A 23,423-nucleotide genomic window follows, 5' to 3' on the forward strand; every position below is an offset into this window, starting at 1 on the left:
TTGTGCGGCAGCAGTGCCAGCCCTTCGCGTCCGCTCGTCCTAGGGTGCAAGGGAGCATTCGCGGGTGAGTGGGGTGCGGGATGTTCTCGAGATTCGTTGTAGCTCAGGGAGATAAGTTGGCGCGTCCTACTGGGGAGAAGAAAAAGAGAAAAGGGAAGTAGGAAACCTCCAACAGAATTTGCCGAATTTCCCTCTACAGAATCAAGAACGGCGCGGCTACGCCGCGCCGCGCCAGGCACCCCGTCCTCGCTCCGCTGCGGGCGGGGCGCTGCTGGCGCACAACCAGGGTGGGACACGAACCACCCCAACCAACCCACCACACTAACCAGCCCCACCAGACCTAGCACTGCCGCGCCCCTGCGGGGCTTGCCACACAATCCACAGCCCCACTAGGCCCCCGGTGCCGGAACTGCAACCAGTCCTGACACCGAGGGCCTTTTGTGACGCAGATCACCATACCTGTGAAACCGCAGGTCAGGCACCCTGCCTAACGACGTATTCGCAGGTCAGATCATTGCCCCCTGAAAGGTGCGTTGATCGTGCTGAAGTACATGATCGCCGCGCCGATGGCGACGGGGGCGGTCACGAGGATCTGGCCCGCGACCGTGCCGAGGGCGCCGACGGCGACGATGCCGCCGAGGCAGCCGACGGCGGCGGCCGGGATGAACGGGCCGAACATGCCGACGATGGTGGCGGCGGCGACGGTCGCTCCGGCGATGCCGCCGAGGATGCAGCCGACCGAGGCGCCGCCGATACCGCCGACGAGCGTGCCGATGGTGGCGCCCATGCCGACGGTGCTGGTCAAACGCGACCAGGCGGCCTGCTCACGGTCGTACTCGGTCTTCCACGGCGCCTTGTCCTCGAACGGCAGGGCCACCGGCTTGTAGGTCGCGTGCGCCAGGTCGAACTGTGGCGTCAGCGTCGCGGTGCGCTCGGAGATCTCGGCGGCGATGGGGAATTCGAACTCGTCGAGGTGGAAGGTCAACGGCGCGCCCGCGACGACGGTGCCGTCGGCGGCCTTCAGCTTCAGCACCTGGTCCTCGACCACCAACGAGCCGGAATCGGTGGTGATGATGCTGGAGGTCTCGGTGGCGTGGGCGGTGAAGCCGACACCCCCGGCGGCAGCGGCCTCGGTAGTGGCGGCCTCCGCGGCCGCGGCGTCTGTGGGAACGGCGGGCGCGGTGGGCGCGGCGTCTGCGGGAACGGCGGGCGCGGCGGAACTCGTGCCCGCGCAGATGCTCACGGCAGCGGTCGTGAACGCGGCGGCCAGGGCGAGTTTCGTGATGTGCATGGAAATCCTTGGTTTCGGAGGCATGGCGAAGCGACGGCCATACCTTGTGCGGTTCGGTAGGTCGTGGAAGAACGGGCGTTCGCCCGTGGATATGTGGGATCTACGCGGTGGCGCGCCTGCGTCCGGCGACGCCGATCAGCACGTCGATCGCCAGGAAGACGAGCAGGCTCCATCCGACCAGCGGGACGAACCACCCCACCACCAGCGCGGCGGCCGCCAGTGGGATGACCAGCCACAGCGAGGACCTGCGCAGCGCGCCGCGTCGCGGAGCCCGGCCGAGGGCGAACCGGCCCGCATCCCGGGTCGGCCGTCTGCGCCACCACATCAGGTAGCCGCGCACGATCACGGTGATCAGGCCGATCATCGCCGCGAGCAGCAACACCTGATTGAGCAGCCCGAACATCAGCCCCATGTGGAACTGGATGCCCCAGTTGGTGAGCTTGGCCATCAGCGGCCACTCGGCGTAGGGCAGCCGGTCGGTGACCGTGCCGGTCGCGCCGTCGACGGCCACCGAGTCGACGGTGTAGACGCCGGACATCCGGCGCTCCTTCACCGCGAACGCCTTGCCCGGCGCGGCCGGGACGGCGATCTCGGCCGCCTGCGTGATGCCTTCGGCGCGGGCGCTCGCGTACACCCGATCCAGCTGGGCGATCCGCTCGGCCGGGTCGGCGGGCGCGTGCTGCGCGTGGCCGCCGCCGTGATGGTCGGAGTCCGAATCATGCTCGGACGCAACCGCTCCCGGCAAGGCGGTGCCGACTGCGGGTGTGGTCCAGCTGAGCTGCTCACGCAATTCGGTGATGTTCTCACCCGCGTAGGTCGACCAGGTCATGCCGGTGGCCGACAGCAGCAGCGCGAGCGGAAGCACCCACATCCCGACCGCGCCGTGCCAGTTCAGGGTGCGGCCCCGCGCGCGCTGTGAGCGATCGGCCGCCCAGAGCCATCCCCAGCCGTCGCGGGCCCGGCGGCCCCGCACCCGGCGCACCCAGATGACCAGACCGGCCAGCGCGACGATCCACAGCCAGGACGCGGCGAGCTCGCTGTAGAGCCGGCCGGGCTCGCCCAGATGCAGGTCGCGGTGCAGACGATCGATCCAGGTGCGCATCGGCAGCGCCCCCGAGCTGCCGTACACGACGGCGTCGCCCACCGGCTGCGCGGTGTACGGGTTCACGAACACCGCCCGCCGCTCGGATTCGCCCAGCGACGGGTCGCTGAACAGCACGCGGGTGGTGTCTTCGGCGCCCGCGGCCGGGGCGACCGCGACGAGTTGCAGGTCCGGCCGGACGGCCACGGCCGCGCCGACCTGCTCCGACAGCGGCTTCGGTGTTCCGGCCTGCGCGACCGTCAGCAGATCACGCGACGCGATCGACTCCAGAGTCGGCGAGATGGCGTAGAGCGCGCCGGTGACGGCCGCTATCAAGATGAACGGCCCGACGAACACTCCTGCGTAGAAGTGCAGCCGCATGGTCAGCGCGTACAGGCTGTTTCGGGCGGTGGTCCGGCGTGGGCCGGGGGAGTCAGACGGCTCCGATAAGTCGGCGTCGGAAATTGTTTCTGTTGTACTCACGGTCGTTTCGTTTCTGACGGCGGAACCCGGTTCGGGCGCGAATCACTTCCGGGCGGGCACAGACCGGCACGGCGACAGCGCGTTCTCACGGACACGTGTCGCGGAAACAGGTGGGGCGAATGCCCGGTCGACGGCGAACGCGCTCAGTCGTGAGAGCGCGGCCGTACCGCCGCGTGCGGAAGGATGATTCGCGACCCCGGACGACGCAGCGCGCCGGCACGCTCAGGCGCGGGCACGAGGGTGCGAGGCGACGCTGTGCTGCACGGGAAAGTCCTTGACGGCGAGCGACACTCGCGCCACGGCACTACGTGCACCGGGTATGGGAAGAATTCAGAGAACGACCGCGAGGGGCGGAGCCCGCGTGCGCAGCGCCTCGGCGGCGAACACGCGAAGGACGACCCGATCGCGATGGACCGTGCGCAGCGGAGCGCGCTCAGCGACGACGGGCGGGGTGTGGCGCAACGGGAGCACACGGCGTACCACAGCGGTCCCGATCCGGTACGCGGCCTCCGCGCCGCGGATCACGATGGCCGCCGCGAACGCCGCGCACAGGTGCGCGGCCAGCATCGCCGGAGTCAGCTGGGCATCACCGTGATGCAGATGTCCCGAGCCGATCCCCATCGTGCAGTGCCCGAGGAGTTGTCCGGCGACCAATGCCGCGACCAGCCCGGCCGACGTGTCGCGCAGCGGGGCCAGGCCCGCCGCCAGCGCGCCGATCACGGCGGACGCGGCGGCGAGCAGTGCCAGCGACGTGGTGTCCGGCACCATGCCGCCGGAAGCCCAGCCGTGCGCCGCTACTGAAATCGCCCCCGAGATCGCACCGGCCGAACCACCGCGCACCCGCGCGACGGCGCCGCGACGTCCCGCGGCGGACCGGTACTCGTAACTCACCCGCTGATGATAGCGGACCGATTGCACGCCTTCGACCGCATCGGGCCGTCCGGACAGCGGCTCGACGTGCGGCTTCCGCGTGGGAGATTCGCCGGCCTTCCGGGCAGGGGAGCCACTGCCCGGAAGACCCGGGAGGCGCGCCGATCAGCCCGCCTCGACCTCCATCTCGATCAGCGGCTTGCGCAGCAGCTTGCCGGTCGCGTTGCGGGGCAGTTCGTCGAGGAAGACCACCTCGCGCGGAACCTTGTAGCGGGCGAGGTTCGCCTTGACGTAGTCCTTGATCTCCTGCGGGTCGCGCTTGGAGTCGGGGCCGGGAACGACGAAGGCGCGCAGCCGCTTGCCGAACTCGCGGTCGTCCACGCCGACGACTGCGGCTTCGAAGATGTCGTCGCGGCCCGCGATGAGGTTCTCCACCTCGAGCGGGAAGACGTTCTCGCCGCCGGAGACGATCATGTCGTCGTCGCGGCCGTCGATGTAGAGCAGGCCGTCGGAGTCGAAATGTCCCACGTCGCCGCTGGACATCATGCCGTCGACGACCTCTTTGGTGCGGCCGTCGGTGTAGCCGGTGAAGGCGAAACCGTTGTCCACGAAGATGGTTCCGGTGACGTCCGGCTCGGTGATCGGCTTGCGGTTCTCGTCCAGCAGCACGATCCGGATGCCGACCGGCGCCTTGCCCGCGGTGGTCGGCGCCTTGCGCAGATCCTCGGGGGTGGCGACCGTCATGACGGCGCACTCGGTGGAGCCGTACAGGTTGTAGAGGCTGTCGTTGAAGTGGTCCAGCGTGCGAGTCACCACGTCGGGCGCGATGGCCGAGCCCGCCGCGAAGATCACCTTGACGCTGCTGACGTCGTACTTCGCCAGCACGTCCGCATCCAGGTCGAGGATGCGTTGCAGCATGGTCGGGACCACGACCAGCGAATCCGCCTTGTAGGTCTGGATATTCGCCAGCGTCTGCTCGGGATTGAAACGGCGCTGCTGGAAGACCACCCGATTGCCCAGCGCGAGACCGAGGGTGAACTGGGACAGGCCGGTGCCGTGGAAGATCGGCGCCGCCATGAGCATGGTGCCGTTGTTGGGCAGCGGCACCCGGTCGATGAACTGAGCCGAGGCGAAGGGGCTGACCCGGTCGCGGGGCGCGCCCTTGGGGGTGCCGGTCGTGCCGCTGGTCAGGATGACCATGCCGCCCGGCTTGGCGGGCGCGGGCAGCGCTGCGCCGGACTGCCCGGTGATCAGCGAGTCGATGGTCGGTGTCGCGGGATCGGCGTTGTCCTTCTCGTCCACCCAGGTGAGGACGCGCGGGATCGCGGCGGGAATGGCGCTCATCAGGTCGATGAACTCGCTGTCGTGCAGCACCGCCTTGACGTTCTCCCGCTCGGCCACGTCGGCGAACTGCGGCTTGGCGAACCCGGTGTTCATCAGCACCCCGCGCACGCCGAGCTTGCCGGTGGCCAGCAGGCTCAGCACCATGCCGCGGTGGTCGCGGGCCAGGATCGCCACCACGTCACCGGGATTGATGCCTTTGTTCTGCAATCCGCGGGCCAGGGCGTTGGACTGCTCGTTGAGCTGGCCGAAGGTCAGCTCCCCGCCTTCGTCGACGATGGCCACGGCGTGCGGCCTGGTCTGCGCGGCGTGCATGACGACCCCGGCGAACGGGCCGAACTTCAAGATATTGAACGCCGACCGCGCCGCGTGGTCGGGGCGCAGCGGATTGAACAGCCGCCGCTTGACCATCACGTTCACGCCAAGGGCCAGATCGCCCGCCTTGCGGGCGGTGCCGCCCAGCGCGGGGAGGGAAAGAGACATCGACGACAACCTTCCGGCGGTGTCACCCGGTGGTCCTCCGGGTGGTGCGGACCGCAATTTCGGTACCCAGTGCTGGCGCTAACAGTAGCAAGCTCGTGTAACCGGCTGTGTCATGTATCTCAGCGGGTGCTACCCGCTGGTAGCGGGCCGGGCGGGGAAGCCCGGCCCGCTGCGGATCAGGCCTGGACCTCGTAGTCCACCAGCACGCGGCGCAGCAGCTTGCCGGTCGCGTTGCGCGGCAGGTCGTCGAGGAAGACCACCTCGCGCGGCACCTTGTACCGCGCCAGGTTGTTCTTCACGTACGCCTTGATCTCCTCGCCGTCGGGGGAGTGGCCCGGCTCGGGGACGACGAAGGCGCGCAGGCGCTTTCCGAACTCCACGTCGTCCACGCCGACCACCGCCACGTCGAAGACGTCGGGCCGCTCCAGCAGCAGGTTCTCCACCTCCTGCGGGAAGACGTTCTCGCCGCCGGACACGATCATGTCGTCGTCGCGGCCGTCCACCATGAGCAGGCCGTTCTCGTCGAAGTGGCCGACGTCGCCGCTGGACATGTAGCCGTCGATGATCTGCTTGTGCCTGCCGTCGGTGTAGCCCTCGAACGGCGCGCCGCTGCGGATGAAGATCCGCCCCGTGGTGTTGATGGCGGTGACGCGCTGGTCGTTCTCGTCGTAGAGCCGCACTTCACAGGTGATCGGCGCGCGCCCGACGGTGCCGGGCGCGAGCGCGAGATCCTCCGGATTCGCCACGGTCGCCACCGCGCACTCGGTGGAGCCGTAGAGGTTGTAGAGCACCGGGCCGAACGCCTCGGTGGCCTTGATGGTGAGTTCGGGCGACAGCGCCGAACCGGCCAGCACGATCGCCTTCAGCGAGGACGTGTCGTACTTCGCCCGGATCGCCGGATCGAGCTCGACCATCCGGTGCAGCATCGTGGGCACCGCCACGAGCATGTCGGCCTTGTGCTCGGCGACCAGTGCGAGCGTCGCCTCGGCGTCGAACCGGCGGCGCACCACCACCTTGTTGGACAGGGCCGCGCCGACCAGCCAGGTGGCCAGGCCGGTGCTGTGGAAGATCGGCGAGACGATCACCTGGGTGCCGCGCTGCGGGAACGGGATGCGATCGACCATCTGCGCGGTGGACAGCGGAGTGACCTTGGTGCGCGGCGCGCCCTTCGGCAGGCCGGTGGTGCCACTGGTCAGGATGATGAAGCCACCGGGCTTGCTCGGCGCGGGCAGCGGATCGGCGGAGTTGGCGGCGACCAGATCGTCGATGGTCTGCGCGCCATCGGGCAGCGCGGTGCCCTCGTCGACCCAGGTGAGGTAGCGCGGCAGGTCGGTGGGCAGCGCGTCGAGCAGGCCGAGGAACTCGCTGTCGTGCAGCACCGCCCTGACCTTCTCGCGCTCGCACACCTCGGCGAACTGCGGCTTGGCGAACCCGGTGTTCATCAGTGCCACCCGCACGCCGAGCTTGCCCGCGGCGGCCATGGCGATGATCAGGCCGCGGTGATCGCGCGCGAGCAGGCCGATCACCATGCCCTCTGTGATGCCCGCCGCCTGCAATCCGCGGGCGACGGCCGTGGACCGGTCGTCCAGTTCGCGGTAGGTCAAGGCGCCTGCCTCGTCCACGATGCCGGGCGCGTCCGGCGCCACCCGCGCGGAGTGCCTGATCAAGGTGGCCTGGGGGCCGAGGATGCGCGATTCCTTCATCGTCCGCAGCGTTTCCAGTGGCTTCCGGGGATCGGTGACACCCCGGGAGCGCAGCACACCCAGCGCCTTCACGGCCTCCAGCGTGTGGGCCAAGTTCATGTCGAATTACCTCCACAAAACCCTCGCGTCGGTCCTCGACCTAGCGAACCGGTACGGCGTGTTGACTTGCCACCGTAGCAGTGCGGAGTGTGACAGGTCACAATTGAACCGGACAAATCAGTCTCGGATCGGTAGCGTTCGCCGCTGGTAGGAGCGCTGCGCGGCACGATTCCGGGTTTCGGCTAGTGGCTACCGGTCGGTAGCGATACCCTCGCAACGTCCCGAGCCCGCTCGAAGGGAGATGCGGCCGATGTCCGATCCGCAGGACCGCAAACCGTTCATCGATGTTCCCGGCGATCTGCCCGGCATCCGGAGTCTGTTCGCGTTCAAGCCCGAAACCGGCGCGGCGCTGAGCGAATTCGCGCAAACCTTGTTGCGTGGGTCGTCTCCGCTGACGCCGGGGGAGCGCGAGACGATCGCCGCGTACGTGTCCTCGCGCAACGAGACCTATTTCTGCACACAGTCGCACGCGGCGACGGCGGCGGTGCTGGTGGACGGCGGCCGCGACGTGATCGATGCCGTCATCCAAGACGTGGAGTCCGCCGCGATCGATCCGAAACTCCGTGCGCTGCTGCGGATCGCGGACAAGGTGCGGCAGTCCGGGCTGGCGGTGACCCCCGAGGACGTCGAGCAGGCGCGCGCGGCGGGCGCGAAAGACGAGGACATCCACGACGCGGTACTGGTAGCGGCCGCGTTCTGCATGTTCAACCGCTACGTCGACGGCCTCGCCACGATCGCGCCCCGGGAACGCGCGGCCTACGAGCAGATGGGCGCGGTGCTCGCCACCGCCGGATACGTCGCCGCCGGGGCGGCGCCCGGATCAGCGCCTGGCGCTGGCGAGGGCGACCAGTAGGGGAACCACCCTGGCGGCCGGGACCTCGAACCGGCCGCGGCCCGCGGTGTGCAGCCAACCCACCGCGGCCAGCTGCCGCAGATGGTGATAGATCTGGCCGGAGTCGCCGACACCGTCCACCCCGGCGAGTTCGGCCGCGGTTCTGCGCCCGCCCATGATCTCGCGCAGCAGACGCAGCCGGACCGGGCTGCCCAGTGCGGCAAGGCATTCGGCGGTCTCGGCCCAGTCGTCCTCGATGAGGTCGCCGGTGGTGAACCTGGCCTGCCATGCGCGCTGCTGGTCGTTGGGCAGGCGGACCGACCCGGCGAAGACGACGCCGCCGTTGGGCTCGTCGGCCGCCGCGAACTCCTCCTGTAGGCGAGCCACCGCCCACTCCGGGGTGACCGGGGGAAGGCTCTCCGGCCGTACATTCTCTTCCAGCGCGCTGAGCCGCCGCTCCAGCTCGGCGACTCGGTCTTCCAGACTCACGAATCCAAAAGTTACGGAAGTGCGTATCCTCCGACAAACCGAGGGCTCCGGTCCCGCGGGCGGCGGGAGCCGGAGCCCGCGATCTCAGTTGTAGACGGCGCCGAACGAGGGGACCGAGATCGTGCCCAGCCGGTAGGCGTATCCGTCCGGGTTCTCGTCGCTCACGGGCACCGACCAGCGGTGCCACAGCGATCCGTACACCGCGGCGACGACCGGGCCCGCGCCGGTGTCCAGGGCGCGGGTGCGAATGGTGGTGTCCACCGGAACATCGTTGTGCTCGTAGAGAAGTTCGGTGCCGCTGCGTCCGTTGGCCAGGTTGACCCACAGCACTTCGAGCTTCGCGCCGCCCTGGTTCGGCGAGATGGTGCCCGGTCCGCCGAAGAACCCGAGACGGAATCCGTCGACTCCGAGAGCGATGCCCGATCCGTATACGCCGGGCCCCTCTCCTCGTCCGATATCCGACTGCGCCGGGATCTGGAACGGTTGCGCGGGCAAGGCCACCTGCTCGGCCTCGGCCAGCTGCCCGGAGGCGATCAGCCGATCCACCGCCTGCTCGGCTGCGGCGTTCCCGGCCGCGGCGGCACGCAGTTGCTGCGCGGCGGCAGTCCAGTCCACCATGGCAGGCTGCGCGGCGGCGTGCCCGGCGAAGGGCGCTACCAGCACCGCGGTGGCGGCGAAGGCGGTAGCGAGGCGACGCGTAAGACTCAGTCGTTGCATAACCAGTTCTCCTCGAAGTTTTCTGGTACAGCTCGAGTGAAAATACGTCCGCTGATTCGTCGATCCAGCGACTCAGGGCGATAGGCTGCCTGGTCGGTGCGCCGCCTGTCCAGGGGTGAGCGCCGAATGGCGTGATCGTGTCGTTGACTCATCGACGCAGCGGCGTGCTCGTCAGCGGGCCGAGCGCGATGGATACTAGGGGCGCAGCGGTTTCCACGCCGCGCGAGGCCTCTGCGAAACGGGCCGCCGACGACGTTCGGATGCTCGCTCGTGGACATCATGCGTCAACCGATATGGCTGCCTACCGGGGGCTGCGGGGGCGCATGCTCGATAAACCGTTCCGTATGGTCTGGCCGAGGGTAGTGTGGGGTTCGAGGCGACCGCCGAATCCGCGGCGGCGGTGACCGTATCTGTACGGTGTGCCACCCAATCGGGCGTCATCGATCGCGAATGAGCGGAGAATCCAGAAAATGCATCGAAGTAACCGGTCACCCCTGTTCAGCCATCCGAGTGAGCCCGCCGAGGTCGGCGCGCCTGCGGCCGGCGTTCCCGTGCCCGTATTCAGCGACGTCGTCTCCGCGACGCCGTCCGCGGCGACCGACGAAGCGGGACCGGTCGACTCCGGCGGCGATTAGTGCATCCGGCCGGCGGGGTGTGGGACCTGGGTTACGCCGCCGGCTGGCGGCTGGTGCGCGCCCTGCCGGAATCGCTGGCCGTCCGCCTCTTCGACGCGGGCGCCGAACGCGCGGCCCGCGACGGTGGACCGAACCAGTTGCGCCGCAATCTCTCCCGTGTCCTGGGCACCGCGCCGGAGGAGGTGCCGCATACGCTGGTCCGGGCGAGCCTGCGCTCTTATGCCCGGTACTGGCGCGAAGCCTTTCGGCTGCCGTCGATGGACCCGGTGCGACTGGCCGACACCATCGAATCCTCGGCGACCGGGCTGGAACACATCCACCAGGCGGTCGAACGCGGCACCGGCGCGGTACTCGCCCTGCCGCACAGCGGTAATTGGGACCTTGCCGGAGTCTGGCTGGTGCAACGCGTCGGCTCACCGACTGTGGTGGCGGAGCGGCTCGCGCCGGAATCATTGTTCCGGCGCTTCGTCCGTTTCCGTGAACGTCTGGGTTTCGAGATCATCCCGCTCACCGGCACCGCGACGCCGCCGTTCCCGCAGCTGCTCGCCAGGATCCGGCAGGGACGGATAGTCGGACTGCTCGGTGAACGCGACCTGTCCGGTACGGGAGTACCGGTCACCTTCTTCGGTGAGCCTGCTCGGCTGCCTGCCGGTCCGGCCCGGCTGGCGATCGACACCGGCGCGCCACTGCTTCCCGTGCACTGCTGGTTCACCCCGGACGGTTGGGGAGTCCACGTGGATCCCCCGCTCGACACCAGCCGTGGAGTGGGGGAGACCACCCAGGCGCTGGCCGATCGCTTCGCCGCCGGTATCGCCGCGCACCCCGCCGACTGGCACATGCTCCAGCCCCTCTGGACGGCCGACCTCACCGCCGCCCAGCTCGCGCGCCGGCGTGCCGCCCCGCCGGACTGAAGCCGCTCCACACGGGAAAATTCCGCCAACGACCAGCGCGGATGCGTGCCGTCACCGAGTAGAATCGAAGTATTCGGAGGCATCCCGCGCGCCGACCGCTCGAGGTCGCGCCGTCCCCGATCCGAAATTCCGGTCCCTCCGTGGATCGCGACAGGAGCGTCTCATGACGCAACAGCTACGCCCCATCACCAACCACGCCGACATGGGCGCTCACGCGGTGGGTTCCCACAGCGACCGACAACCCTTCTCCGCCCCGACCCGCACCCCTCGAGTCCTCCTGCGCCCCGCCGGCGGCGCTCCCGCCCGGATCGGCGGTGCGTGGTGGCCGTGGACGTCGAATCTCACCGCGGAACTCCACGACCTGATCACCGCTCTCACGCCCCGGCTCGGCGAACTCGATCGCATCGGATTCGACTGGAACGCCATCAGCGTCGCCCAGCGCCGCATAGATGACGACGACGGCATCCGTATCCACGGCCCGGTGACCGGCCAGCCCGCCTACACCATGCGACTGGTCGGAAGCAATGGCACCAGCCTGACCCTTTTGGTGATTCCCGCCGACACCGACCCCCGGATCGCCGACCGACGCATGCGCCGAGCAGCGGGACAAGGGGCCGACCGGGAATCCTCCACCGGAGCACCGCATCGCGACCTCATCCAAGAAAGCGAGCGAACCCGATCCTGAGATGCCTCAGTCGCCGGGCAACCCCCACGCGAATCCAGCGGCGATCACGAAACAACTGACAATCGAAATGAGAACAATGCTCCACATGTGCGCGAAGGATACGGAACATCCGGTCCGGAAGCCATAGCCTCCTGATCGCCTGGAAAACAGAAAATCCGGTGCGAGTCCGAGAAGCTCGCACCGGATTTCGCTACCCGGATCGTCTAAGCCGGTATCACTTCAGCTCGGCGCTGGTCTTGCCGAGGACGCGCCGGGCCACGATGAGCTGCTGGATCTGCTGGGTGCCTTCGAAGATGTCCAGGATCTTGGAGTCACGGCCCCACTTCTCCAGCAGGGTGCGCTGGGAGTAGCCGATGGCCCCGGCCAGTTCGACGGCCTTCAAGGTGACGTCGGTGCCGGTGCGGCCCGCCTTCGCCTTGGACATGGACGCCTCGAGCGAGTTGGGCTTCTTGTTGTCGGCCATCCACGCCGCACGCAGGGCGAGCAGGTAGGCGGCCTCGTAATCGGCTTCCATCCGCAGGAATTCGGCGGCGGCGGCGTGCTGGTTGTTGGCCGGGCTGTCGTAGGAGATCTCCACACCGGCGCCGGTCAGGATCGAGCGCAGCTCTTCGAGCGCGGCGCGGGCGACGCCGATCGCCATCGCGGCGACGAGCGGACGGGTGTTGTCGAAGGTCTGCATGACCCCGGCAAAACCCTTCTCCACGTTGACTTCCGGGCTGCCGAGGATGTTGTCCTTCGGAATCCGGCAGTCCTGCAACAGCAGCACGGCGGTGTCGGAGGCCTTGATGCCGAGCTTGTGCTCGAGCCGGGCCACCGAGAGGCCGGGAGCGTCGCGCGGCACGACGAACGACTTGATCGCCGCGCGTCCGAGGCTCTTGTCCACCGTCGCCCAGACCACGATGTGGGTCGAGCGCTGGCCCGCGGTGACGAAGATCTTCTCGCCGTTGAGCACCCACTCGTCGCCGTCGAGCACGGCGGTGGTGGACACGGCGGCGGAGTCGGAGCCGAACGACGGCTCGGTGATCGCCATCGAGGCCCACACCTTGCCGAAGCGCTTCAACTGCTCGTCGGTGGCCACGGCGGCGATGGCCGCGTTGCCCAGGCCCTGGTAGGGGATCGACAGCATGAGGCCGACGTCGCCCCACGAGGTCTCCAGCGCGTTCAGCAGCGCGGACATGTTGCCGCCGTTGGTGTTGCCGAGCAGCTCGGTGGCGTGACGGTCGGTGTCGCTGTCGTCGGAACGGCCACCGGCGGCGCCGCCGATCTTCTGGGTGCCGGAGTCGGCCAGACCCTCGACCATGGCGGCCATGGTGTCCAGCTCGACCGGGTAGTCGTGCTCGGCGAGGTCGTACTTGCGCGAGATCGGGCGGAAGATCTCCTGCGCGACCTGGTGCGCCTGGTTCGCGCTGGCCCGCAGCTTCTTGGGGAGTTCGAGATTGATCATGGGTGAGGTCTCCTGGAAAACGGAACGGGCCGGTTAGATGAGCACGACACCTTCGGCGATGCCGATGGCCCGCAGGTCGCGGTACCAGCGCTCGACCGGGTGTTCCTTGGTGAAGCCGTGACCGCCGAGCAGCTGCACGCCGTCCAGGCCGATCTGCATGCCCTTGTCGGTGGCGAGTTTGCGCGCCAGCGCCGCCTCGCGGCCGAAGGACAGGCCCTGCTCCGCGCGGGAAGCGCCGCGCAGCGTCACCAGTCGCAGGCCGTCGAGTTCGATGGCGATGTTGGCGACCATGAAGGCGACCGCCTGACGGTGCGAGATCGGCTCGCCGAACGCTTCGCGCTCGTTGACGTACGGGATCACATAGTCCAGCACGGCCTTACCGGTGCCCGCGGCGAGCGAAGCCCAGCCGAGGCGGGCCAGGCGCACGGCGTCGGCGTACTCCTCGGCGCGGGTCGCGGCGTCACCATCGCCCAGGATGGCGTCGGTGCCGACCGCGACGTTGTCCAGGATCAGGCGGCCCAGGCCCGCGGCGCGCAGACCCATGCTCGGGTCGGCCTCCACCACCAGGCCCGGCGCGTCCGACTCGACGATGAACAGCGCGGGACGGCCGTCCAGCTCCGCGGCGACGAGGAACAACTCGGCATCGGCCGCGGCGGGCACCAGGCTCTTCACGCCCGAGATGCGGTAGCCGCTGGGCGAGCGCACCGCCTTGGTGTCCAGGGCGAACGGATCGAACAGGGCGCGCGGCTCGCTGATCACCACGGAGGCCTGCGGCACGTTCTCACCGGTGAAGGACGGCAGGTAGGTCTTCTGCTGCGCGTCGCTGCCCCACTGCGAGAGCGCGACCGCGACGCCGCTGGGCGCCAGGATGGGCAGGGCCAGACCCATGTCGCCGTGCGCGAGCGCCTCGGCGACCAGCGAGTTGGTCACCGCACCACGCTCGGAGGCCGCACCCTCGAGTTCCTCGGGCACGTTGATCAGGGTGATGCCGAGTTCGGCGGCGCGCTCGAGCAGGTCGCGGGGCGCCTTGGCGGCGTTGTCGGCCTCGTAGGCGGCCGGGCGCAGGATCTCGGCGGCGAACTCCCGCACCGTCTCGACGATCATCTGCTGTTCGTCCGACGGCGTCAGGTCGAAGAAGTCCTTGTTCTTCGCCTCGTTGGTGGCCAGGCGCTTCGGCGCGCCGCTGCCCGCCACCCTGGCGAACGCGCGGGTGGCCGCGCCGAGCGTGCGGAAGCCGGTCTTGGTGCCCTCATAGGTGACGCGCTCGATCGGCTTGCGCAGGTTGTATTTCTCGGCGAGTTCCGACCCGGTGAGAGTCGTCATGACCCGCATCGCCGCGCCCATCCAATCCCGCTTGGGTTGGGTCAGGCCGACCGCGGACGTGTCTGGACGTCGCTTCGTTGCGCTGTCTCGAGTGCTCATCATCACCTGTTTTCTCGGACGGTTCGGTGCGGTCTGTCTCCGGCTATCTTACTCCAGAGTAAGGCTATCTTACTGCTGAGTAAGAACCGCGTCGAGAGGCAGCATACGCGGGGAATCCGGGCCGTGCCTGGACAAGTGCCCAAAGCTGGGCAGTCGGCGATCGGGCACCGTCTACACGAGGCGCACTACCGCGCCTGCTAGGGCGATGAGCTGCACTTTCCGGTGCTGGAGAAGCTGCCGCGCCGAACAGTCGAAGCGGCGGCCGCCGCTTCGCTCCGTTCCAAGGCGAAAGTGATGATCGATCCTGTTTCGTTACCGGCACTCGGCTGCCCGTCCGCCTCGCGACGACGGTATCGAGCTGTCGGTACCGACCGGCGCGGGAAGGCCGTCGCACACATGACGGCGATGCTGCCCTTGGTGGCGAACGTACTGGTGGTGGCGTGGTGAGATGTGGTCGGCGCGGGCTGCCGACCGTGCTGCCGTGATTACAATCCGACGCATGTCAGCGATCTTCGACTGGGCCCGGCCGGACAACGTGCAGCCGGAGCCGATCACGGTCGACATCTGGCGCGAGCTTCCCGACGAGTTCTGCCGCTTGGTGGAGGTGGCGAACGGGGACGCGGTTCGATGCGAATCCCCGACCAGGGCGCACCAGAAAGCCGTCCATCGGCTGCTTGCGATGCTGGAAGCGGCGGCCCGCGAGTATATGGCCGAAGATCCCTCGGCATGTCTGGATGCCAACCACGACTTCGACGTGGTGCTCTGGGAAGCGCCTCGCGCGACCATTCGGCGTCCCGATGTCGCCCTGTTCGAGTGCGTACCGGCGGACGTGCGACCGGTGCCCGCACGCTATTTGAAGATCGCCGTCGAGGTCATCTCGCCCAGTCATGTCAAAACGGACCGGCTCGAGAAAATGGGCGAGTACGCAGCTGCCGGAATCCCGTGGTACTGGCTGGTCAGCGTGTCGGACACCGAGGTGACCGCCATCGAGACCTATGGTCTCGACCACAGCGTCGGCCACTACCGGCTGGCCCGCGTCCTGAAGCCGCAGACCGCCTTCGCCGTCGACCTGCCGATCCGGATTCAGCTCGATTGGGATCAGTTGACCGACCTCGTGCTGTGAGGTTCGCATACGGGCAGGCCCGGGCTGGTCGAGCCGGTGGCGCGGCGGCCACCGGCTCCGGGGCTCACTCGCGCACGTAGTAGCGCAGCGTCGCGTAGGCCGTGATCGCCGCGAAGACGATGCCGACCGGGGCGATGACCAGCGCGGTCATCGCGATGTCGTCGCCGGTGATGCGGGGGAAGACCTTGCTGGCGAACAGGTCGCCGAGGGCGCGGTCGATCACCAGCGGGCGGGCGATGAGCAGACCCAGCACCGCGAGCACCGAGCCGGCCAGCGCGGCGACCATGGCCTCGAGCAGGAACGGCAACTGGGTGTACCAGCGGGTCGCCCCGACCAACCGCATGATGCCGACCTCGGTGCGCCGGGTGAACGCGGCGATCTGCACCATGTTGGCGATCAGCATCACCGCGGCCAGCGCTTGCAGCACGGCCAGACCGAAGGCCGCGTTGCGCAACCCGTCGAACAGGCTGACCAGCCGGTCCACGATGTCCTTGTCGTTGCGCACCATGCCGACGCCGGGGCGATCGTAGAACTTCTCGTAAATCGTTGGGTAGAGCTCCGCGTCCTCCATCTTCACCCGCAGTGACGCGGGCAGCGGCGTCTCGCTGACGTATTTGGCCAGCTCGGGCTGGTCCTTGAAGGTCTTCTCCTTGGCCTCGCGGACGGCCTCCTCGCGATTGAGGAACTGGACCGACTCCACGCCGCCGGTGGCTTTCAGGTCCGCCATCAGCGACCGGCACGGGTCCTGCGAGCAGTCGGGGTCGTTGGCCGAGACGTCCTCGGTGAGGTACAGCCGCACCTCCAGACGATCCAGGAAGTACTGCTCGGTCTTGTCCGCGATGCGCACCGCGAGCAGACCGCCGCCGAGCATGGTGAGCGAGACCGCCGTGGTCAGGATCATCGCGATGGTCATCGTGACGTTGCGGCGCAGGCCCGCGAAGACCTCGCCGAACAGGAAGCTCGCGCGCATTACCGGCCCACCCCGTACACGCCCGTGGCTTCGTCTCGCACCAAGCGTCCGTGATCGAGTTCCACCACCCGCCTGCGCATCGCGTCGACGATGTGGTTGTCGTGGGTGGCCATCACCACCGTGGTGCCGACACGGTTGATCCGCTCCAGCAGCATCATGATGTCGGCGCTGGTGTCGGGATCGAGATTGCCGGTCGGTTCGTCGGCCAGCAGGACAAGCGGCCGGTTCACGAACGCCCGCGCGATCGCGACGCGCTGCTGTTCACCACCGGAGAGTTCGGTCGGCAGCCGGTCGGCCTTGCCGCCGAGCCCGACCATGTCGAGCACTTCGGGCACGGTGCGGTCGATGAACTGGCGCCGCTTGCCGATCACCTCCAGCGCGAACGCGACGTTCTGGTACACCGTCTTCTGCTGCAGCAGCCGGAAGTCCTGGAACACGCACCCGATGCGCTGGCGCAACTTGGGCACCTTGCGGCTGGGTAACCGGTCGACCCGGAAATCGGCGACTCTGATCTCGCCCGCCGTCGGCGCATCCTCCTTCAGCAGCAATCGCATGAAGGTCGATTTGCCCGAGCCGGACGGTCCGATGATGAAGACGAACTCGCCCTTGCCCACATCGACGGTGATGTCGTCCAGCGCGGGTCGCGTCGAGGTCTTGTACGACTTGGTCACGTTCCGCATGGTGATCACGGGGAGCCAGTGTAACCAGCAACCGGTCTCGGCCTGCGTCGTCAACCATGGGTGACAGCGTGGCGGCGGGCCGTCGCGCTCGGCTCAGCGGCCCGGCGGTTCCGTGATCACCGCTGCTGGAACAGCGTTGACCAAGGTGGCCGGAGGGGTGGTGGTTTCGTCGGGTTTGACGAAGACGTACAGCACGAACGTGGCGACCCAGGTTGCCATCAGGATCGCCGTGGATCTACGTGGTCTCACTGATTCCCTCCCGGCGCAGCGCCGCGGCGACTCGCACCCGCAGCTCGCGTCCGACTTCGAACTGTTTGCCCGGCAACGTCCGGGCAACCATTCGGATGTTCATCTGGTCGACGGTGAGGTCTTCCACACCCATGACGGTGGGCTCGTCGAGCAGCAACGGCTTCAGACGAGCGTCTTCGTACGCCTTTGTACCGACCTCGTGCAGGATCTCGTTGACCCTGGTGATGTCAGCGCTCGCGGCCACCGGCACGTCGATCGCGGCGCGTGCCCAGTCCTTCGACAGGTTCGTGACCTTCACGATCTGGCCGTTGGGCACCGTGATCACTTCACCGTCGGCGTTGCGCAACGTGGTGATCCGCAGCGTGACGTCCTCGACCGTACCTTCCGCCTGCTCCGCGGCTCCAGTCACCGCGATGCGGACCACATCGCCGAACCCGTACTGCCGCTCGGTGATCAGGAAGAATCCGGCGAGGATGTCCTGCACGATGCGCTGCGCGCCGAAACCGAGCGCGGCGCCGAGCACCGCGGCGGGCGCGACCAATCCGGTGACGGCGAAGCCGAGCCGCCGCAGCACCTCCATGGTGATCAGCACGTAGACGATGGTCAGCACCACCCAGGTGATCACCTGGGCCAGCGCGTGCCGATGCTTGGCCGCCTCGGTGCGCACCAGGGCGTCGCTGCTGTGGAATCCGGCGTCGATCCGGCGGGTGACCCGGTCCCTCAGGTAGGTGGCGAACCGGCTGAACAGGATGGCACCGAGGATGAGCAGCACGATCTCCAGGCCCGCGCCGCGTAGCCACGTGGTGAAACCGGTGGAAGCGATCGCCTGGATGCCCGCGACATTCATCTAGCTCGCCTGCTCTCGCATTCGCCAGCGGATACCCGACTCGATGAACCCGTCGATGTCGCCGTCGAGCACCGCCGACGGATTGTTGACCTCGTAGTTCGTCCGCAGGTCCTTGACCATCTGGTAGGGGTGCAGCACGTAGGAGCGCATCTGATTGCCCCAGGACGCACCCTCGTTGGTCTTCAGCGCGTCCATCTCGGCGCGCTCTTCCTGCCGCTTGCGCTCCAGGAGCTTGGCCTGCAGCACGCGCATGGCCGAGATCTTGTTCTGCAGCTGCGATTTCTCGTTCTGGCAGGTGACCACGATGCCGGTGGGCAGGTGGGTGATGCGGACCGCGGAGTCGGTGGTGTTGACGCTCTGGCCACCCGGGCCCGACGAGCGGTACACGTCGACGCGGATCTCCGTCTCCGGCACCTCGATGTGGTCGGTGGTCTCGACCACGGGTAGCACCTCGACCTCGGCGAAGGAGGTCTGGCGGCGGCCCTGGTTGTCGAACGGGCTGATCCGAACCAGCCGGTGGGTGCCCATCTCCACCGACAGCGTGCCGTAGGCATAGGGCGTCTTCACCGCGAAGGTGGCGCTCTTGATGCCCGCTTCCTCGGCGTAGGAGGTGTCGTAGACCTCGACCCCGTACTTGTGCCGGTCGGCCCAGCGGATGTACATGCGCATCAGCATCTCGGCCCAGTCGGCGGCATCCACGCCACCGGCGCCGGAGCGGATGTTCACCAGAGCGTCGCGCTTGTCGTACTCGCCCGACAGCAGCGTGCGGACCTCCATCGCCTCGACGTCACTGTGCAGCGCGACCCGCTCGGCGTCGGCCTCGGCGAGCGCGCTGGTCCTGGCCTCGCCCTCTTCCTCCTCGGCCAGTTCGTAGAGCACCGGCAGATCGTCGAGCCGCTGACGCAGCTCCTCCACCCGGCGCAGTTCGCCCTGGGCGTGCGACAGCTCACTGGTGACCTGCTGGGCGTGGTCCTGGTCATTCCACAGGTCGGGGTCGGCGGCCTGATGCTCGAGCTCGTCGATACGACGGCGTAGCTCGTCGATGTCGAGGACCGATTCGACCGTCTTCAGGGTGGCGTCGAGTTCGGCGAGATCAGCGGAAACGTCAGGATGCACGATGGTCAAGCCTAGCTGCCCCTCTGTGGCGGCAGCACACGAGTGCGCGCGGATGACCGGGGACGGCGTCGCCGGGGGTGGGTGCCGTCGTGCGCGGGCCGGCCGGTCGGGTGGCCGGGACGTCACACGCACGTTCCCGGCTCCCCGCCGGACGGGTGCGCTGTGACGGACGCCTCATGGGTTTCCACCCTAAACGGCGACCGCGCTTGGCGCAGTTGGTGATTGGAATTCGTGGGGTCGATGACCGTTCTGTCGCGCGGTGAGATGCCGTCGCAGCCGATCGTTCGTCTTGCCGGACCGCCGGACCGGGCCCGGGCGGGCGGTGTGTCGAACTCCACTGATTCCGCCTGTGGGTGACCGCCCGCGATACCGACCGCTCAGCCCGAGACCGCGTGCAGTCCGCCGGGACGGCGTCCGTTGAGCGCGTCGAGGGCGGCGGCGGTGGCGTCGTCGGCGGGCAGGTAGACGGTCACCCGCTGGTCGTCGTCGGCTGAGAGCTCGAGGGATTCGTAGGCCAGGCGCAGCGAACCGGCCTCGGGATGGGCGAGACGGGTGATGCCGGTGGCGGCGGCCAGGCTCGGCACCGTCTCGACCCGGTCGGCGAACGCCGCGCCCACGGTGACGGTGAGTTCGTCGGCGAGGGCGGCGATATGCGGGTCGGCTCGGAACGGTCCCTGTTTCAACGTGGCGACCGTCGCGTCGGCGATGTGCTCCCAGTCCGGGTAGAGGTTCCGGGCGCCGGGCAGGCAGAAGACGAAACGCGCCAGGTTGGGCGGGGTGTGCGGGCCGTCGAACAGTCCGGTCGGCGCCATCAGCCGGTGGTAACCGCCGGTGTAGGCGAGCACTTCGGTGAGGCGGTTGACCACGACGGCGGGCGCGGGTTCGAGCCGATCCAGGATCGCGCGCACCGTCGGCCGCACCTCGCGCAGCGGCTGCGCGTCGCCCATGCAGGTGAACCCGCTGTCCACCGACTTGCTCAATCGGTGCAGGTGGATCCGCTCGGCGGGGCTCAACCGCAACGCGTCCGCGAGCGCGGACAGCACCGAGGGCGAGGGATGCCGGTCACGCCCCTGTTCGAGGCGCGTGACGTACTCCACGCTGACCCCGGCCGAGGTGGCCAGCTCGGCGCGCCGCAAGCCCGGGGTGCGCCGCCGCGGGCCGGTGGGCAGGCCGACCTGCGCGGGTGTCACCGCTTCACGGCGGCTGCGCAGGAAGAGCCCGAGTTCGTTGTCGCTCACCTCTCGAAGCTAACAAGGCGCGCCGCCCGGAGGGTGTCCCTGTCACTACCACTCTTACGGCGGTCTCCCTGCTCCGCGCGCCGGGCAGCAGATTGAGTGGGCGGCCCGAGCCGGGCCGCTTCGTGATCCGAGGAGGAACAGCATGTCCAACGCTCCCTTGAAGCTCGCGGTGATCATCGGCAGCGTCCGGGAAGGCCGCTTCGGGCCCGTGGTGGCCACATGGTTCAGCGAGCAGGCGCGGCGGCACGGTGGGTTCGAGGCGGACGTCATCGACTTGGCGGAGGCGCACATTCCCCTGGAGTTGCCCGCGGTGCCTCCGGCGATGGACCCGAACCCGCAGCGGCCCGAAGGCATGACCGACCTCACGCGCAGGCTCGCGGCGGCCGACGCCTTCGTCATCGTCACGCCCGACTACAACCGCAGCATCCCCGCCTCCCTCAAGGCCGTCATCGATTGGCACTTCACCCAGTGGGACGCGAAGGCGATCGGCTTCGTCGGCTACAGCGGAGCCTCCGGCGGCCTGCTCGCCATCGAGCACCTGCGGCAGATCTTCAACGAACTCAACGCGCACACCGTCCGTCACTACGTGTCCTTCCCGCGCTACTACCTGCTGTTCGACGACGAGGGACGGTTGCGGGAGCCGGAAGAGCCCGCGGCCGTCGCGACGGCGATGCTCGACCAGCTGCACTGGTGGGCGAGCGCGTTGGCCGCGGCACGGTCGCTGGAACCGGTGGGGTGAGCGCCGGACGGGAACGGCGGCAGCCGGGCGTACCGATAGGGTGCGGAGCGTGGCTGTGTACTCCTCCGATCTCGAACTCGCCCTGCGGCTGGCCGACGCCGCCGACGCGATCACCCGGGCTCGCTTCGGTGCGCTGGACCTGAAGGTCGACGCGAAGCCGGATCTGACGCCGGTGTCGGACGCCGATCTGGCCGTGGAGCAGGCGATCCGGCAGGTGTTGTCCGAGCAGCGACCGGACGACGCGGTGCTCGGCGAGGAGTTCGGCGGCGACGCCGAATTCCGCGGAAGGCAATGGGTGATCGACCCGATCGACGGCACGAAGAACTTCGTGCGCGGGGTGCCCGTCTGGGCGACGCTGATCGCGCTGCTGGTGGACGGCGAACCGGTTGTCGGCGTGGTGAGCGCGCCGTCTCTGGTACGGCGCTGGTGGGCGGCCGCGGGATCGGGCGCGTGGTCGAGCTTCGACGGGCAGGCGGCCGAGCCGATCTCGGTCTCCGCCGTCGGCGAGCTGGGTTCGGCGAGCCTGGCGTTCTCCAGCCTGTCCGGCTGGCGCGAGCGCGGCCTGCGCGAACAGTTCATCACCCTGACCGACGACGTGTGGCGCGTGCGCGGCTACGGCGATTTCCTCAGCTACTGCCTGCTCGCCGAAGGCGCCGTCGACATCGCCACCGAACCGGAGGTCTCGCTGTGGGACCTGGCCGCCCTGGACATCCTCGTCCGCGAAGCGGGCGGGCGCTTCTCCGCGCTGGACGGCGAACCCGGTCCGCACGGTGGCGACGCGATCGCCACCAACGGCCTGCTGCACGAGAAGGTCCTCGACCGCCTGCGCGGCTGAGTTGTTCAGCCGTCGCTCGGCATCGCCGGGTGGCCGCCACCATGGATGCCACTTCGACCACGGCTTCCCCTCGGATGTGGAGAACGCGGCGACCTCCGCATGCCGGAAGTCTCTCGAGCTATCCGGCCCGCGCCGGGTTCGCCGGGGTGAGATCGATCCCCGGCGGTGGGCGCAGGCGGCGCAGGGTGCCGTCCATGCTCGTGACGTAGAGCGCCCACGCATTCCCGTCCCGGTCGATGCGCACCGACGTGGCGCCGTCCGGCGGATTGCGCAACGGGCCTGGCTTGATCAGGCCCGTGATGATCGCGCAGGTGGCGCCGGTCGTCGTATCCACCCGGTAGACGGCGCCGAGTATGTGATCGGCGACGAACAGCGCGCCCGCCCGGGTGGCCTCCATATCGTCGGGCAGCGCGACCAGGTCCGGGATGCCGGAGACGACGGTGGGATGCGCCGGATCGTCGAGCCGCACGCGCAGGATCTGCAGTGTCATGGTGTCGACGAAGACCGATTCGCCGTCGGCGGCCAGCGCGAGGCCGTTGGACGGCGGCAGCGCCGACCAATCCCGCTCGTACTCGTTCGTCTCGGGCCAGTAGCGGGAGATGCCGCTCGGACCGCTCAGGCCGATGGTGGTGAACAGCAGGCTGCCATCCGGCAGCAGCAACAGGCCGTTCGGCCCGTTCAGCCCGGTCAGCAGGACGTGCACCGCGCCGGTCTCGATGTCGTAGCGCTGGAGCGTGCCCGGCGGTTCGCTGAGGCCGTCCCCGGTGAGGAAGTAGACGTAACGCCCGGCAACGCGCACCCCCGCCGGGCGGTGCAGATCGGTGACCAGCTTCGTCATTCGCCCGGCGCCGTCGACGTGCGCCAGGTAACCGTCCATCAGACCGGTGACGTAGAAACCGCCGCGTCCGTCGGAATCGAGATTCTCCAGATTGCCGACTCCTTCGACGACGGTCGTGGTCTCCCAGCCGTCCGAGCACATGGCGGGAAATGTCTCCGCCTGTGCTGCCGGCATCGCCGTGGTGAGCCCGGCGACCACGGCGACGGCGCTCAGTACCGCGGCGCGCACCCGGATCCCTGTCCCTTTTGCCATGAGCGACAACATAACAGCGCCGAACCGAGCGGGAAGCCTCGAGATTTCCG

24 protein-coding genes are annotated in these 23,423 nt (G+C 68.7%); 8 read left to right on the forward strand and 16 right to left on the reverse strand.

Annotation, left to right across the window (positions count from 1 at the left end; all coding sequences use genetic code 11):
* Positions 1–511 precede the first annotated feature (511 nt).
* The 5 genes from NG1_RS07735 to NG1_RS07755 all read right to left on the reverse strand — a co-directional run bounded on the left by NG1_RS07735 (position 512) and on the right by NG1_RS07755 (position 7,351).
* Entirely contained in the window at positions 512–1,291 is a 780-nt protein-coding gene (locus NG1_RS07735; protein ID WP_062969367.1) for a DUF8020 domain-containing protein, read from the reverse strand.
* 100 nt (positions 1,292–1,391) lie between these two features.
* Complete coding sequence (locus NG1_RS07740) at positions 1,392–2,855, reverse strand: PepSY-associated TM helix domain-containing protein (protein WP_084498765.1); 1,464 nt, start codon at positions 2,853–2,855, stop codon at positions 1,392–1,394.
* A gap of 330 nt (positions 2,856–3,185) precedes the next feature.
* Positions 3,186–3,746, reverse strand: coding sequence for a hypothetical protein (locus NG1_RS07745; protein WP_245659824.1), 561 nt, complete (start codon positions 3,744–3,746; stop codon positions 3,186–3,188).
* Between the two features lie 144 nt (positions 3,747–3,890).
* Positions 3,891–5,549, reverse strand: a complete 1,659-nt coding sequence (locus NG1_RS07750; RefSeq protein ID WP_062969369.1) for an acyl-CoA synthetase — start codon at positions 5,547–5,549, stop codon at positions 3,891–3,893.
* 176 nt (positions 5,550–5,725) lie between these two features.
* Complete coding sequence (locus NG1_RS07755) at positions 5,726–7,351, reverse strand: acyl-CoA synthetase (RefSeq protein WP_062969370.1); 1,626 nt, start codon at positions 7,349–7,351, stop codon at positions 5,726–5,728.
* Positions 7,352–7,601: 250 nt separating this feature from the next.
* Between NG1_RS07755 and NG1_RS07760 the strand changes: the two genes are divergently transcribed.
* Positions 7,602–8,204: a carboxymuconolactone decarboxylase family protein gene (locus tag NG1_RS07760; protein WP_062969371.1), complete on the forward strand. Its 603-nt coding sequence runs from the start codon at positions 7,602–7,604 to the stop codon at positions 8,202–8,204.
* Here the strand turns inward: NG1_RS07760 and NG1_RS07765 are convergent.
* Together NG1_RS07765 and NG1_RS07770 are read right to left on the reverse strand one after the other, a co-directional pair.
* Positions 8,172–8,672: an ArsR/SmtB family transcription factor gene (locus tag NG1_RS07765; RefSeq protein WP_062969372.1), complete on the reverse strand. Its 501-nt coding sequence runs from the start codon at positions 8,670–8,672 to the stop codon at positions 8,172–8,174. The two genes, NG1_RS07760 and NG1_RS07765, sit on opposite strands and share 33 nt — an antisense overlap.
* Before the next feature lie 84 nt (positions 8,673–8,756).
* Positions 8,757–9,389 (reverse strand): hypothetical protein, encoded by a 633-nt coding sequence (locus NG1_RS07770; protein ID WP_062969373.1) that lies wholly within the window; start codon positions 9,387–9,389, stop codon positions 8,757–8,759.
* 470 nt (positions 9,390–9,859) lie between these two features.
* Here NG1_RS07770 and NG1_RS36450 point away from each other — a divergent pair, with 470 nt between their 5' ends.
* From NG1_RS36450 to NG1_RS07780, 3 genes are all read left to right on the forward strand, one after another.
* The gene (locus tag NG1_RS36450) at positions 9,860–10,024 is read left to right on the forward strand and encodes a hypothetical protein (protein ID WP_157113907.1); all 165 of its coding nucleotides are present in this window, start codon (positions 9,860–9,862) and stop codon (positions 10,022–10,024) included.
* The gene (locus tag NG1_RS07775) at positions 10,024–10,935 is read left to right on the forward strand and encodes a phosphatidylinositol mannoside acyltransferase (protein WP_062969374.1); all 912 of its coding nucleotides are present in this window, start codon (positions 10,024–10,026) and stop codon (positions 10,933–10,935) included. Before NG1_RS36450 ends, NG1_RS07775 begins: the two co-directional genes overlap by 1 nt.
* A 163-nt stretch (positions 10,936–11,098) precedes the next feature.
* A complete protein-coding gene (locus NG1_RS07780) occupies positions 11,099–11,620 on the forward strand; it encodes a DUF5994 family protein (protein ID WP_063910285.1) in 522 nt (173 codons plus the stop codon).
* A 214-nt stretch (positions 11,621–11,834) separates the two neighbouring features.
* Here the strand turns inward: NG1_RS07780 and NG1_RS07785 are convergent, their stop codons facing one another.
* Positions 11,835–13,064, reverse strand: coding sequence for an acyl-CoA dehydrogenase family protein (locus NG1_RS07785; RefSeq protein ID WP_062969375.1), 1,230 nt, complete (start codon positions 13,062–13,064; stop codon positions 11,835–11,837).
* A 33-nt stretch (positions 13,065–13,097) separates the two neighbouring features.
* The gene (locus NG1_RS07790; protein WP_373686132.1) at positions 13,098–14,492 is read right to left on the reverse strand and encodes an acyl-CoA dehydrogenase family protein; all 1,395 of its coding nucleotides are present in this window, start codon (positions 14,490–14,492) and stop codon (positions 13,098–13,100) included.
* A gap of 216 nt (positions 14,493–14,708) precedes the next feature.
* Here NG1_RS07790 and NG1_RS07795 point away from each other — a divergent pair, with 216 nt between their 5' ends.
* Together NG1_RS07795 and NG1_RS07800 are read left to right on the forward strand one after the other, a co-directional pair.
* Positions 14,709–14,933, forward strand: a complete 225-nt coding sequence (locus NG1_RS07795) for a hypothetical protein (RefSeq protein WP_062969377.1) — start codon at positions 14,709–14,711, stop codon at positions 14,931–14,933.
* Positions 14,934–14,985: 52 nt separating this feature from the next.
* Positions 14,986–15,609 (forward strand): Uma2 family endonuclease, encoded by a 624-nt coding sequence (locus NG1_RS07800; protein WP_062969378.1) that lies wholly within the window; start codon positions 14,986–14,988, stop codon positions 15,607–15,609.
* Between the two features lie 64 nt (positions 15,610–15,673).
* Here the strand turns inward: NG1_RS07800 and ftsX are convergent, their stop codons facing one another.
* From ftsX to NG1_RS07825, 6 genes are all read right to left on the reverse strand, one after another.
* Positions 15,674–16,579 carry a permease-like cell division protein FtsX gene (gene ftsX, locus NG1_RS07805; RefSeq protein ID WP_062969379.1) on the reverse strand — a complete coding sequence of 302 codons (906 nt, stop codon included), beginning with the start codon at positions 16,577–16,579 and terminating at the stop codon, positions 15,674–15,676.
* The gene (gene ftsE, locus NG1_RS07810) at positions 16,579–17,268 is read right to left on the reverse strand and encodes a cell division ATP-binding protein FtsE (protein ID WP_062969380.1); all 690 of its coding nucleotides are present in this window, start codon (positions 17,266–17,268) and stop codon (positions 16,579–16,581) included. Before ftsE ends, ftsX begins: the two co-directional genes overlap by 1 nt.
* Before the next feature lie 84 nt (positions 17,269–17,352).
* On the reverse strand, positions 17,353–17,478 hold the full coding sequence (locus NG1_RS38765) for a hypothetical protein (RefSeq protein WP_281032555.1): 126 nt from the start codon (positions 17,476–17,478) through the stop codon (positions 17,353–17,355).
* A 16-nt stretch (positions 17,479–17,494) separates the two neighbouring features.
* Entirely contained in the window at positions 17,495–18,355 is an 861-nt protein-coding gene (locus tag NG1_RS07815; protein ID WP_062969381.1) for a mechanosensitive ion channel family protein, read from the reverse strand.
* Positions 18,356–19,471 (reverse strand): peptide chain release factor 2, encoded by a 1,116-nt coding sequence (gene prfB / locus NG1_RS07820; RefSeq protein ID WP_062969587.1) that lies wholly within the window; start codon positions 19,469–19,471, stop codon positions 18,356–18,358. It lies immediately after the preceding gene.
* 377 nt (positions 19,472–19,848) lie between these two features.
* Positions 19,849–20,709: a helix-turn-helix transcriptional regulator gene (locus tag NG1_RS07825; RefSeq protein ID WP_062969382.1), complete on the reverse strand. Its 861-nt coding sequence runs from the start codon at positions 20,707–20,709 to the stop codon at positions 19,849–19,851.
* A 142-nt stretch (positions 20,710–20,851) separates the two neighbouring features.
* On the opposite strand from NG1_RS07825, the gene NG1_RS07830 reads away from it, so the two are divergent.
* Together NG1_RS07830 and hisN are read left to right on the forward strand one after the other, a co-directional pair.
* Positions 20,852–21,448, forward strand: a complete 597-nt coding sequence (locus NG1_RS07830; RefSeq protein ID WP_062969383.1) for an NADPH-dependent FMN reductase — start codon at positions 20,852–20,854, stop codon at positions 21,446–21,448.
* Between the two features lie 49 nt (positions 21,449–21,497).
* Positions 21,498–22,283 (forward strand): histidinol-phosphatase, encoded by a 786-nt coding sequence (gene hisN / locus NG1_RS07835; protein WP_062969384.1) that lies wholly within the window; start codon positions 21,498–21,500, stop codon positions 22,281–22,283.
* 118 nt (positions 22,284–22,401) lie between these two features.
* Here the strand turns inward: hisN and NG1_RS07840 are convergent, their stop codons facing one another.
* Entirely contained in the window at positions 22,402–23,373 is a 972-nt protein-coding gene (locus NG1_RS07840) for an NHL repeat-containing protein (RefSeq protein ID WP_062969588.1), read from the reverse strand.
* Positions 23,374–23,423 lie beyond the last annotated feature (50 nt).

The sequence above is a fragment of the Nocardia gamkensis NBRC 108242 genome (assembly GCF_001612985.1).
In the GTDB taxonomy this organism is placed as follows: domain Bacteria; phylum Actinomycetota; class Actinomycetes; order Mycobacteriales; family Mycobacteriaceae; genus Nocardia; species Nocardia gamkensis.